Source organism: Roseomonas sp. GC11 (genome assembly GCF_024437745.1).
Taxonomy (GTDB): Bacteria; Pseudomonadota; Alphaproteobacteria; order Acetobacterales; family Acetobacteraceae; genus Pseudoroseomonas.
Window position 1 is genome coordinate 24,101 of sequence record NZ_JANFNY010000003.1, and the last position, 12,445, is coordinate 36,545.

General features: G+C 72.0%; 11 protein-coding genes. 9 read left to right on the forward strand and 2 right to left on the reverse strand.

The window, feature by feature from the left end:
* Positions 1 to 145 precede the first annotated feature (145 nt).
* A complete protein-coding gene (locus NON00_RS01560) occupies positions 146 to 832 on the reverse strand; it encodes a GntR family transcriptional regulator (protein ID WP_256016898.1) in 687 nt (228 codons plus the stop codon).
* A 119-nt stretch (positions 833 to 951) separates the two neighbouring features.
* Between NON00_RS01560 and NON00_RS01565 the strand changes: the two genes are divergently transcribed.
* From NON00_RS01565 to NON00_RS01585, 5 genes are read left to right on the forward strand one after another with little or no spacing between them, the layout of a single operon-like run.
* Complete coding sequence (locus NON00_RS01565) at positions 952 to 1,959, forward strand: amidohydrolase family protein (RefSeq protein WP_256016901.1); 1,008 nt, start codon at positions 952 to 954, stop codon at positions 1,957 to 1,959.
* Positions 1,959 to 2,867 (forward strand): VOC family protein, encoded by a 909-nt coding sequence (locus tag NON00_RS01570; RefSeq protein ID WP_256016904.1) that lies wholly within the window; start codon positions 1,959 to 1,961, stop codon positions 2,865 to 2,867. Before NON00_RS01565 ends, NON00_RS01570 begins: the two co-directional genes overlap by 1 nt.
* On the forward strand, positions 2,864 to 4,408 hold the full coding sequence (locus NON00_RS01575) for a bifunctional 3-(3-hydroxy-phenyl)propionate/3-hydroxycinnamic acid hydroxylase (RefSeq protein WP_256016907.1): 1,545 nt from the start codon (positions 2,864 to 2,866) through the stop codon (positions 4,406 to 4,408). Before NON00_RS01570 ends, NON00_RS01575 begins: the two co-directional genes overlap by 4 nt.
* Complete coding sequence (locus NON00_RS01580) at positions 4,405 to 5,253, forward strand: fumarylacetoacetate hydrolase family protein (protein ID WP_256016918.1); 849 nt, start codon at positions 4,405 to 4,407, stop codon at positions 5,251 to 5,253. The genes NON00_RS01575 and NON00_RS01580 overlap by 4 nt, the downstream gene beginning before the upstream one ends.
* Before the next feature lie 40 nt (positions 5,254 to 5,293).
* Positions 5,294 to 6,289, forward strand: a complete 996-nt coding sequence (locus NON00_RS01585) for a tripartite tricarboxylate transporter substrate binding protein (protein WP_256016921.1) — start codon at positions 5,294 to 5,296, stop codon at positions 6,287 to 6,289.
* A gap of 10 nt (positions 6,290 to 6,299) precedes the next feature.
* Here NON00_RS01585 and NON00_RS01590 read toward each other — a convergent pair whose 3' ends face one another.
* On the reverse strand, positions 6,300 to 7,094 hold the full coding sequence (locus NON00_RS01590; RefSeq protein WP_256016924.1) for an IclR family transcriptional regulator: 795 nt from the start codon (positions 7,092 to 7,094) through the stop codon (positions 6,300 to 6,302).
* A 96-nt stretch (positions 7,095 to 7,190) separates the two neighbouring features.
* Here NON00_RS01590 and NON00_RS01595 point away from each other — a divergent pair, with 96 nt between their 5' ends.
* The 4 genes from NON00_RS01595 (at position 7,191) to NON00_RS01610 (ending at position 12,318) form a co-directional block, all read left to right on the forward strand.
* A complete protein-coding gene (locus NON00_RS01595) occupies positions 7,191 to 8,750 on the forward strand; it encodes an acyl-CoA synthetase (protein ID WP_256016927.1) in 1,560 nt (519 codons plus the stop codon).
* A 43-nt stretch (positions 8,751 to 8,793) separates the two neighbouring features.
* On the forward strand, positions 8,794 to 9,951 hold the full coding sequence (locus tag NON00_RS01600) for a MaoC family dehydratase N-terminal domain-containing protein (RefSeq protein WP_256016930.1): 1,158 nt from the start codon (positions 8,794 to 8,796) through the stop codon (positions 9,949 to 9,951).
* Positions 9,952 to 10,067: 116 nt separating this feature from the next.
* On the forward strand, positions 10,068 to 11,027 hold the full coding sequence (locus NON00_RS01605; RefSeq protein WP_256016933.1) for a tripartite tricarboxylate transporter substrate binding protein: 960 nt from the start codon (positions 10,068 to 10,070) through the stop codon (positions 11,025 to 11,027).
* Positions 11,028 to 11,049: 22 nt separating this feature from the next.
* Positions 11,050 to 12,318, forward strand: a complete 1,269-nt coding sequence (locus NON00_RS01610) for a CaiB/BaiF CoA-transferase family protein (RefSeq protein ID WP_256016935.1) — start codon at positions 11,050 to 11,052, stop codon at positions 12,316 to 12,318.
* Positions 12,319 to 12,445: the final 127 nt, after the last annotated feature.

Sequence of the window (12,445 nt, forward strand, 5' to 3'; positions counted from 1 at the left end):
CGAGCCATGATCAGGCTCAGGGGATTGTCGATCTGACCCAGGCTTCACCGGGGTGTCGCAACAACCGGGCGCGATACAAAGGAGTGAGGCAGGGAAGGCCTTCTTTTTCTGAAGAAAAAGAAGCAAAAAGACTTTGGCAGAAAGCTCAGCCCTGCCGCGCCGTGCCGAACAGCGTCTCATCCTCCAGGATCACCGCCGCCGTGCGCTGGTAATGCGCGGTGAGCAGCGCCACGGCCTTCTCCACATCGCGCGCCAGCACCGCCTCCAGGATGGCGGCATGCTCGCCACCCACATCGCGCTCGGGAAAGGCACGGCGCGCGGCGAGGCGGCGGTAGCGCTGGTGGCGGTCGGTCATCTGCTCGCAGAAGCCGATCAGCCAGCGTGAACCGCAGCGGCTGATCAGCAGCCGGTGAAACTCGCGGTGCCGCACTTCCCAGGCCGCCCCCAGCTCGCCCTCCGGCACGCGCGGCGTGCGGGCCAGGCGGTGGCCGGCCAGCAGCAGCGCCTCCTCCCATTCCTCCGTCACCACGGCCATGGATTCGCGCAGCCCGCGCTCCTCCAGCCAGCAGCGCGTACGCGTCAGTTCCGTCAGCTCCCCGGCGCTGATGCCGGGCACGGCGAAGCCGCGCTGGTCCTCCGAGAGCACCAACCCCTCCGCGCTCAGCCGGTTCAGCGCCTCGCGCAGCGGCGTCTGGCCGATGCCATAGCTTTCCATCAGCGCCTTGATCTGCAGCCGCCCCCCCGGGGGCAGGCGCCCATCCAGGATATCGCCGCGCAGGCGCTCGAAAATGCTGGAGGCATGGGTGGCGGGGGCAGGGCGGGAGATGCTCATGGCCCCAGCATACATCATCCCCGATCCGGACAAAAAATATACATTTCTGTTTACATACCCAAAAATATGCATCATCAACGGGGCAGGGCGCCGCAGAGCCCCCGCCGAGGAGAGCGTTCATGCCACCACCCGCCGGACCCGACGGGCCGATCGATCTGCATTCCCATGTCGTCCCCGGCGCCTTCCCGGCGCGGGCGGGGGCGCCCGCCGGATGGCCCGCCATGGCCCCGGCTGGGCCGGGCCAGCGCCACGTCATGATCGATGGCCGCATCTACCGCACCGTGGGGGAACGCTGCTGGGACGTGCCGGCGCGGCTGGCCTGGATGGCGGCGCGCGGCCTCGCGCGGCAGGCCATCTGCCCGATGCCGGAACTCTTCTCCTACTGGCTGCCGGCGGAACCGGCGGCGGAGCTGGTCGCCTTCATCAATGACGACATCGCCCGCATGGTGGGGGAGGCGGAAGGGCGGCTGATCGGCCTCGGCGCCGTGCCGCTCCAGGCGATGGACCTCGCCCTGGCCGAGCTGCGCCGGCTGCGCGCGCTGGGCTTCGCCGGGGTGGAGATCGGCAGCAACGTCAATGGCGCCAGCGTCGCCGGGCCGGATTTCGAGCCCTTCTTCGCCGCGGCGGCGGCGCTGGGCATGGCGGTGCTGGTGCACCCCGTCCGCCCCACCGGCATGGATCGCGTGGTGGGCGGCGAAAAGCTGGAGCAGGCGCTGGGCTACCCCTCGGAGATCGGGCTGGCCGGGGCGGCCTTCGTCACCTCCGGCCTGCTGGCCCGCCACCCGGCGCTGCGCCTCTGCCTCAGCCATGGCGGCGGCACCCTGGCGGCGCTGCTGCCGCGGCTGGAACAGGCCTGCCGCACCTTCCCCGCCCTGGGCGAGAGCCTGCCGGACAGCCCCACCGCCCTGGCCCGCCGCCTCTATCTCGACACCCTGGTCTTCGATGCGCCCCTGCTGCGCCTGCTGCTGGAGGGCTTCGGCGCGGAGCGGCTGATGCTGGGCACCGATGCCCCCTTCGCCTTCCGCGAAGACGACCCGGTGGGCCGCCTCACCGCCCTGCTGCCGCCGGGCGCGGCGCGCGAGGCCATCCTGGCCGGCACCGCGCGGCATTTCCTGGGGCTGGCGTGATGGCGGATTTCCCCCTTTCCGCGCTGCGCAGCGCCGAACTCGACGTGCCGGACCTCGCCGCCGCCGAGCGTTTCTACACCGGCCCCTGGGGCCTCGCGGTGGTGGCGCGCGCGCCCGGCGCGCTCTGGCTGCGCGCCACCGGGGCGGATCATCACGTGCTGGTGCTGCGCGAGGCCGCCACCCCGGCCCTGCGCACCCCGGCCCTGCGGGCCATGGCCTTCCGCGCCGCCAGCGCCGCGGCGCTGCACGCCCTCTGCCCGCGCGCCGTCGCGGCGGGGGCCACGCTGCTCGCCCCCCCCGCGCCGCTGGCCGAGCCGGGGGGCGGGCTCGGCGCCCTGCTGCGCCTGCCGGATGGCGTGGCGCTGAAGCTGGTCTGCGGCGATGAGCGCCTGCCGCCCCTGCCGCCGGACCCGTCGCGGCCGGAGCGCCTCGCCCATCTCAACCTGAACTGCCGCGACGTGGACGCCACCGCGCGCTTCCTGGAGGGCGGGCTGGGCTTCGCCCTCAGCGACCGGTCGCGGCTGATGGCCTTCGAGCGCTGCAACAGCGACCACCACGCCCTGGTCCTGGCCGAGGCGCCGGTGAACGGGCTGAACCATGTCGCCTTCCTGATGCCCGGCTGGGAGGGGGTGATGCTCGGCGCCGGCCGGCTGGTCGATGCCGGCTTCCCCATCGGCTGGGGCGTCGGCCGGCACGGGCCGGGGGACAATGTCTTCGCCTATTTCGTCGATCCCTTCGGCATCGTCGTCGAATACACCGCCGAGGTCGAGCAGGTGGGCGAGGACCATGTGCCGCGCGGGCCGGAGCACTGGGTCTGGCCGCCGGGCCGCAGCGACCACTGGGGCATCGCCCCGCCCAAGCCCGAGGCCACCAAACGCGCCCAGCTCGCCATCGGATACGCGCCATGACCGCACCCGCCCGCGACATCGCCGTGATCGGCTTCGGCCCCTCCGGCGCCACGGCCGCCGCCCTGCTGGGCCGCGCCGGCTTCTCCGTCCTCGTCATCGACCGCGACACGGCGGTGTATGACCGGCCGCGCGCCATCGCCCTCGACCACGAGATCCTGCGCCTGTTCGACAATCTGGGGCTGGCGGAGGCGGTGCTGCCGCACACCGCGCCCTTCACCGCCTCCGAGCATTTCGGCGCGGCGGGGCAGCTCATCCGCCGGGTGGAGATGGTGCCGCCGCCCTATCCGCTGGGCTATACGCCGAGCCTCGTCTTCTCCCAGCCGCCGGTCGAGGCCGCGCTGCGCCGCCAGGCCGCGGCGACGCCGGGGGTGGAGGTGCGGCTCGGCACCACCCTCACCGCCATCGCGCCGGATGCGGAGGGCGTCACCCTCACGCTGCGCGGCGCCGATGGGGAGGAGGCGCCGCTGCGCGCCGGGCAGGTCATCGCCTGCGATGGCGCCTCCAGCTTCGTGCGCCAGGCGCTTGGCATCCGCTTCGAGGATCTGGTGTTCGACGAGCCCTGGCTGGTGGTGGACCTGCTGCTGGAGCCGGGGGCCGCGCATGCCCTGCCCGAGACCTCGGCACAGTTCTGCGACCCGGCGCGCCCCGTCACCTACATCCTCGGCCCCGGGCGGCACCGGCGCTTCGAGATCATGCTGCTGCCGGGGGAGGACCCGAAGGCGATGCAGCAGGAAGACGCCGTCTGGCGCCTGCTCGCGCGCTGGGTGACCCCGGCGGCGGCGCGGCTCTGGCGCGCGGCGAGCTACCGCTTCCACGCCCTGGTGGCGGCGGAATGGCGGCGCGGGCGCGTCTTCCTGGCCGGTGACGCGGCGCACCAGCAGCCGCCCTTCATCGGCCAGGGCATGTGCCAGGGGCTGCGCGATGTCGCCAACCTCGCCTGGAAGCTCGCCGCCGTGCGCGATGGCGCCGATCCCGCGCTGCTTGACAGCTATGCCGGGGAGCGCGGCCAGCATGTCCGCACCCTGACCGGACGCATCAAGGCGATCGGCCGGCAGGTGTGCGAGCGCGACCCGGTGGCGGCAGCGGCGCGCGACGCGGCGCTGCTGGCGCAGGGCGGCGGGCGCGCCCCGGTCGTCACCCGCCAGGAGATCGTGCCGCCGCTGGAGGCGGGCTTTCTCGACAGCGCGGCGCATCCGGCGCGCGGCAGCCTCTTCCCCCAGCCCTGGATCGAGGCGCCGGGCGGCGCGGTGCTGATGGACCGCGTGGCCGGCACGGGCTGGCGGCTGGTGCTGGCCGAGGGCGCCGCGCCGCCCGCCGCCCTGCCGCCGGGCGTCACCCTGCTGCGCCTCGGCCCTGGTGGCCTGGTGGAGCGCGAGGGCGTGCTGGCCGCCTGGTTCGCCCGCCAGGGCGCCATCGCCGCGCTGGTGCGGCCTGACCACTACGTCTTCGGCCTCGCGGCGGAGGGGGCGGCGCTGGCGGCGCTGCTCCACCGCTTCGCCGCGCGCCTCCACCCCGCCTCCCTCGCGAAGGAGATCGCATGAAACTCGCCACCTTCCGCCTTGCCGGGCGTGTCAGCTGGGGCCTTGTCGAGGGGGAGGCGGTGGCCGATCTCGGCGCCCTCCTCGGCGGGCGGCTGCCGGACCTGAAATCGGCCATCGCCGCCGGCGCCCTGCCGGACCTGCCCGCCGAGGCCGCCCGCGCCCCGCGCCACGCCCTCGGCGAAATCGAATGGCTGCCGGTGATCCCGAACCCGGACAAGATTCTCTGCGTCGGCCTCAATTACGAGATGCACCGCAAGGAGACCGGCCGCAGCGAGGTGGAGCACCCCACCATCTTCGCCCGCTACGCCAATTCGCAGACCGGGCACCTGCAGAACATCCTCCGCCCGCGCGTCTCCACCGATCTCGACTATGAGGGCGAACTGGCCGTCATCATCGGCACGCCGGGGCGCTCCATCGGGCGCGGTGCGGCCTTCGCCCATGTCGCCGGCTATGCCTGCTACAATGACGGCAGCGTGCGCGACTGGCAGCGCCACACGCACCAGTTCACACCGGGCAAGAACTTCCCCGGCACCGGCGCCTTCGGCCCCTGGATGGTGACGCCGGACGAGGTGGGCGAACTGCCGGAGCTGCGCCTGCAGACCCGCCTCAACGGCGTGGTGGTGCAGGAGGCGCGGCTGAAGGACATGCTCTTCGATATCCCGCGCCAGATCGAATACTGCTCCGCCTTCACGCGGCTGGAGGCGGGCGATGTCATCGCCACCGGAACACCGGGCGGTGTCGGCGCCAAGCGCACCCCGCCGCTCTGGATGAAGCCGGGCGACAGGGTGGAAGTGGAGATCGACCGGGTCGGCCTGCTCGTCAACGGCGTGGCCGACGAAGACTAGCCGAAGCCCGCCCACAGAAACGTCCAAGGGAGACAGGAAAATGCCAAGGAGCGAGGCACATCGCCGGGCATTGCTGAAGGGGCTGGGGGCCCTCGCCATGGCCCCGCTTCTCGCCACGCCGGCCCGGGCGCAGGAGGATTGGCCGCGCCGCCCCCTCCGCCTCATCGTGCCGCAGCCGCCCGGCGGCAATCTGGACCTGCTGGTGCGCGCCGTGGCGGAGGGGCTGCGCCCCGTGCTCGGCCAGCCGGTGGTGGTGGAGAACCGCTCCGGCGGCAATGGCGTCATCGGCCTGGAGGCCTGCGCCCAGGCGGCGCCGGATGGCTACACCTTCTGCGCGGTCAATGTGGAGGTGATGACGATCCTGCCTTTCCTGGAGCCGCAGCTCTTCCAGCGCTTCGCCAGCCTGCAGCCGGTGACGCAGCTGGCCACCAGCCCCTCCGTCGTGCTCGCCAGCCTGGAGGCGCCGCCGGGCGACCTGCGCGCCTTCATCGCCTGGGCACGCGGGCGCAAAGGGCTGAACTACGCCTCCTCCGGTGCCGGTTCGACGGCGAACCTGCTGTGGGAATGGCTCCGCAGGCGCGAGGGGATCGAGATCGAGCACGTGCCCTATCGCGGCGTGGCCGAGGCCATCCGCGAAGTTTCGGCCGGGCGCCTGCAGGCCTCCTATGTGGCGATGGCGGTCGCCATGCCGCAGATCCGCGCGGGGCGCGTGCGCCCGCTGGCGGTGCTGGGCGATCAGCGCCACCCCGATCTGCCGGAGACGCCCAGCATGGCCGAGCTGGGCTATGATTTCCCCTATGCCGGGGCGTGGTGGGGTCTCTGCGCGCCGCCGGAGACGCCCGCCGCCATCGGCACGCGGCTGGCCGCCGCGGTCCGCCAGGTGGTGAAGGACGAGGAATTCCACCGCCGCGTCCTGGCGCCACAATATTTCCAGGGTGTCGGCGGCACGCCGGAGGCCTTTGCCAGCCTCATCGCGCGTGACCGCCGCAGCGGCGAAGCCCTGCTGAACATGACCGGCGTGACCGCCGGGAACTGAACCGCGCGGGCTAGAGGCTTTCAAGCCGCCGCGACAGCGCGGCGGCTTCCTCCTTCAGCGCGGCGCCCATCTCCAGCACGCCCTGGCGGCGGAGCTGCTCGCTCACGCCGACGATGACAAGCGCATGCGAGACGCGGCCGCGCAGCAGCACCGGCGCCGCGATCACCGTCACGCCCGCGATGTAGCGCCCCTCGTCGATCGCGTAGCCACTGTGGCGCGTGGCCTCCACATCGCCGCGCCACTGCTCCAGCGTCGGCGGGTTTTCCCAGCGCAGCGCATGGAAACGCCGTTCCACCTCACGCGCGGGGTGGCCGCCGAAGGCCGCCACGCAACGCCCCGTCGCGCTGATCAGGGCGGGGTAGCGGCTGCCCACATCCACCTGCAGGCGCAGCGCCTGGCCGGGCCGGGCGATGGCCAGGACCACCATATGCTCCAGCCCCATCGCCTCCACGCCGATGGCGGTTGTGCCGTATTGCCCCGCCAGCCGGTCCAGCACGGGCTGCGCCAGATTGCTGAACGGGTCGTTCCGCAGCATCCCGCGCGCCAGGGCGAGGATGCCGCTGGCCAGCGCGTAGCGCTTGGTCGCCGGGTCCACCACCAGCATCTCCTCCGCCACCAGGGCGCGCAGGATGTGCAGGCAGGTGCTGGGCACGATGCCAAGCGCCCGCGCGATGGCCTGCACGCCGAGCGGCGCCTCGCTGCGGGCGAGCAGGCGCAGGATGGCGATGGCCCGCGTCACCGCGGGCACGGCCCGGATGGTGTCGCCGCCCGTGGCGGCGGGGAGGGGGTCTGCGGGGGGGTTCATGTTGTACTGATACAACAAATGAATCCATTTGACAACACACTGCGGCGCGCGCCTGAATGCGGCAACGGCCTCAAAGGCCGAGGGAGGCACCGTCCGATGACACAGCTCGCCGAAAGCTGTGACTATGCGTTCGCGCAGTCGCACTACACGCCGCAGCGCCTGTGGGACTTCTTCGATGGCAACCGGGCGCGCTTCAACATCGCCCATGAATGCATCGACCGGCACGCGGCCGACCCGGCGCGCCTCGCGGTGCGCGTCGCCCATGCCGATGGCCGGGACGAGAGGATCACCTTCCGCGCCCTCGCCGAAACCTCCTCGCGCATCGCGCACTGGCTGCGGGCGCGCGGTGTCGCGCCGGGGGAGCGTGTGGCGGTGATGCTCGACCCCTCGCTGCCCTTCTACGCGGCGATGTTCGGCGCGATGAAATGCGGCGCCATCGCCGTGCCACTCTTCACCCTTTTCGGGCCGGAAGGGGTGCGCCTCAGGGTGGCGGACTGCGCGCCGCGCCTGCTGCTGACCAATGCCGAGAAGGCGCCCATGACGGCCGGCCTCGCCGGCACGGAAACGGTGGTCGCCGATGCCGGCTTCCTCGCGGCGCTGGCGGATTTCCCGGCGGCCTATGCGCCGGAGACGGCGGCGGACGACCTCGCCCTGTTCCAGTATACCTCGGGCACGACACGGGAATTGCCGGCGGCGGTGAGGCACACGCACCGCTCCGTGGTGGTGCTGATGCTGGCGGCGCTCTATGGCACGGGCATCCGGCCGGGGGAGCAGTTCTTCTGCCCTTCCTCACCGGCCTGGGGGCATGGGCTGGCGCATGGCACCCTGGCGCCGCTCGCCATGGGCGTCACCACCGGCACCTATGCCGGGCGCTTCGACGCCGCGCGGCTGATGCGCGCCCTGCAGGATTACGGCATCACCAACCTCTCCGCCGCCTCCACCCACTACCGCATGATGCGCACCAGCGGCGCCGCCGGGCAGTTCCGCTTCGCCCTGCGCAAGCTCTCCTATACGGGCGAGCCGATCGATGCCGAGACGCTGCGCTTCATCGACGAAACCTTTGGCGTGCCCGCCTGCAGCATGTACGGCACGACGGAGATCGGCGTGGCGCTGGTCAATTACCCCGGCGCGCGGGACTTCGTGGTCAAGCCCGGCGCGCTGGGCAAGGCCGTGCCCGGGCTGACGGTGCAGGTGCAGCGGCCGGACGGCACCCCCGCCGCGCCGGGCGAGATCGGCGAGATCCGCCTGCTGCGCCGCGGCGAATGGGTGCCGACCAAGGATCTCGGGCGGGTGGATGAGGAGGGCTATTTCTACCACGCCGGCCGCGCGGATGACGTCATCATCTCCGCCGGCTGGACCATGAGCGCGGTGGAGATCGAGGATGTGCTGATGCAGCACCCCGATGTGCGCGAGGCCGCCGCCATCGGCGTGCCCGATGCGCTGCGCGGCCAGGTGGTCAAGGCCTTCATCGTCAGCCCGCGCGCGGGCGGCGAGCCCTTCGCGCGCGAATTGCAGGACTTCACCCGCGCGCGCCTGAGCCAGCATGAATATCCGCGCCAGCTCGCCTTCGTGGCGGAGCTGCCGAAGACACCGGCGGGCAAGATCAACCGCAAGGCCCTGCGCGACGCCGAGGCCGCGCGCCGCGTGGTCGCCTGAGCCGCCACCCCGCCTGAACAACGAGACGCATGGAGGAACACGCATGTCCGCAACGCTGCTGGATGAGCCTGGCACACGGTATTTCCCCAAGATCACGGAGGCGGCGCTGGAGGAGCTGCGCGCCCGCATCGGCAAACCGATCGAGAACACCGCAGAGCCCTGGAACTACGAGGCCACGCGCGACGGCATCCGCCACTACGCGCATGGCATCGGCGATGACAACCCGCTCTGGTGCGACCCGGCCTATGCGGAGCGCAGCGCGCTCGGCGGCATCGTCGCGCTGCCCAGCTTCCTCTTCACCACCAGCCGCATCATCTCCGGCTATGTCGGCGGGCTGCCGGGGGTGCACGCCATGTGGTCCGGGGCGGACTGGCGCTGGCACCGCTGGGTCAGGCGCAACGAGACCATCCGCACCGAGGCGCATCTGGCCGACCTCGTCGAGCACGAGACGGGATTCGCCGGCCGCGCCATCCGCCAGATCTACCATGTGGATTTCTATGGCGATGGCGGCGACAAGGTGGCCGAGGCCGAGAGCTGGTGCTTCCGCACCGACCGCGACGCGGCGCGTGAGCAGGGCACCAAGTATCGTGACGTGAAGAACAAGCCGCCCCGCGTCTATACCGAGGCCGAGCTGGAGCGCGTCTACAGGCTCTACGAGGCGGAGGAGGTGCGCGGCGCCACGCCGCGCTACTGGGAGGATGTGCGCACCGGCGAGGCGCTGCCGACCATGGCCAAGGGCCCGATGACCGTCACCGGCTTCATCGGCTACGCCCAGGGCTGGGGCGGCCTCTATATCCGCGCCAACAAGCTCGCCTGGCGGCAGATCCGCAACCATCCCGGCCTCGGCATCAAGAACCGCTTCGGCATCCCCGACTGCCCGGAGCGCGTGCACTGGGAGCCCGAGATGGCGCTGATGGTCGGCGCGCCCGGCGCCTATGACTACGGCCCGGAACGCTGCTCCTGGCTGACCCATCATCTCACCAACTGGATGGGCGATGACGGCTTCCTGCTGCGCGCCACCAGCAAGCTGCGCCGCCACAACCCCGAGGGCGACCTGCTCTTCATCGACGGCACGGTGGTGGACAGGCGCGTGGAGGGCGGCCGCCACCTCGTCGAGATCGAGCAGCGTGCCGTCAACCAGGATGGCGAATTGTCGGTGGTCGGCACCGGCCTCGTGGCGCTGCCGAGCCGCGGCGCCTGAGGCGGAGCACATTCTGGCCATGACCCGGCCGGGGGCACGCGCCCCCGGCCTCCTGCCTGCCAAGAACGACAAAACAGAACACAGCACAGGGATGGCACGTCATGCACAGGAGGACCATGCTCGCAGGCCCGCTGGCATTGCTGGCGGGAACGAGCCTTTTCACGCCCGGGGCCGGCGCACAGGCCGCCTATCCCAGCCGGCCGGTGCGGCTGATCGTTCCCTATGCCGCGGGGCAGGGCTCGGATGTCTTCGCCCGGCGCTTCGCCGAATCCTTCCACCGGCAGTTCGGCCAGGGCTTCATCGTGGAGAACAAGGTCGGCGCCGGCGGCAATATCGGCGCGGCGGCGGCGGCGCGCAGCGAGCCGGATGGCTATTCCCTGCTCTGGGGCACCAACGGCACCCATGCCGGCAATGAATTCGTCTATGCCACGCTGGGCTTCGACCCGGTGCGCGATTTCGAGCCGGTCGCCGGGGTGCTGCGCTTCGGCATGGTGCTCGCCAGCGGCAGGGGCAGCCGCTATGCCAGCCTGGCGGAGCTGGCCGCGGCGGCACGGCGGCAGCCGGGGCAAATCTCGGTGGGCTGCCCCAGCACCACGGCGCGCGTGCTGCTGCAGATGATCCGCGACAGGGCGGGGCTGGACCTGCTGCCGGTGCCCTATACCGGCAGCGGCCAGGCGCTGACCGGGCTGCTGCGCAATGACGTGCAGGTTTCGATCGACACGGTCACCGCGGCCCTGGCGCCGATCCGCCAGGGGCAGGTCACGGCCCTGGCCCTGTCCACCGCGCGGCGTTCGGAATCCCTGCCCGATCTGCCGACCCTGGCGGAAGCCGGGGTGGAGGTGGCGCTGGAGGCCTGGAATGCCCTCTACGCGCCGCGCGGCACGCCGCCGGCCATCATCCAGGCGCTGAACAGGGCGGTGAACACGGCGCTGGGCGAACCGGCGATCCATGCCGCCATGGTCCAGGACGGCGCCGACCCGCTGGGCGGCACGCCGGCCGATCTGGCGGCGCTGATGCGGCGTGACCGCGCCCTCTGGGAGCCGGTCATCCGCAAGCTGGGGCTGGCGGCGCAGTAGCCGGGCGCGGGAGGAGCGTGTCATGGATCAGGCGATGCCCTGGGGCGGCGCGGCCGGGGAGGGGGGCGGCGGGTGGCGCGGCCCGCTGTCCGGGCTGCGCGTGCTGGACCTGACGCGGGTGCTGGCCGGCCCGCTGGCGGCGCAGTTCCTGGCCGATCTGGGGGCCGAGGTGCTGAAGCTGGAGGCGCCGGGGCGCGGCGGCGAGACCCGCGGCTTCGCCCCCTTCCTGGAGGGGGAGAGCCATTACTTCCTGGCGCTGAACCGCGGCAAGCGCAGCATGGTGGTGGATCTGCGCCAGCCTGAGGGGGCCGCGATCCTGCGCGAGCTGGCGAGTGGGGCGGATGTGCTGATCGAGAATTTCCGCCCCGGCGTGATGGAGCGCCTGGGCCTTGGCGCCGCCGCGCTGATGGCGCGCAATCCCCGCCTGATCTATTGCGCCATCAGCGGCTTCGGCCTCACCGGCCCGCTGGCCGGGGCGCCCTCCTTCGACATCGTGACGCAGGCGATGACCGGCGTCATGAGCGTCAACGGCGCCCGGGGCGGGCCACCGGTGAAGCTCGGCCTGCCGGTGGGCGACATGTCGGGGGGTATTTTCGGCGCGCTCGGCATCCTGGCCGCCCTGCACGAGCGCGCGGCGACAGGGCGTGGCCGGCTGGTCGATGCCAGCCTGTATGACGGCACCCTGTCGCTGCTGGGTTATCTCTCGCAGCTGGCCTTCATCACCGGGGAGGATCCACGGCCCATGGGCTCGGCCCATCCCAGCGTGGTGCCCTATGACGCCTTCCCGGCGGCGGATGGCACCATCGTCATCGCCTGCCTGGCGGACCATTTCTGGCCACGCCTCTGCGCCGCGCTGGGCTGCGCGGAATGGGGGCTGGATCCGGGGCTTGTCACCATGGCCCAGCGGCAGGCCCGCCGGGAGGAGATCGAGCCCCGCATTGCCGCCATCACCCGCACGCGGCGCGTCACCGAATGGGAGGCGATCCTGGCGGCGCATGACATCCCGCATGCCCCCGTGCTCGGCGTGCGGGAGGCGCTGGCGCATCCGCATGCCCGGGCACGGGAGATGGTGGTGGAGGTGACGCATGCCCGGTTGGGGCCGCTGCCGGTGCTGGGCCGCCCCATCAAATTCCCCGGCAGCCCGCAGGCACCCCTGGCCGCGCCGCCGGTGCTGGGCCAGCACACGGCGGATATCCTGCGCCATGGCCTGCATTACTCCGAAGAGCGGATCCGCGCCCTGGGTGAGCGCGGCGTTATCGGGTTGGCGGAGCAGGAGGAGGCCACGCCATGATCAGGTGATTTTATTGTCATAATAAAACTTGGGCATCAAAATGCGCCCCGGCAATCGCCGTTCAGACGGCCTGCGTGGCGCGACTGCGGGAGACCGGAAAGGCAGCCCGCCGCCACCCGGCGGACTG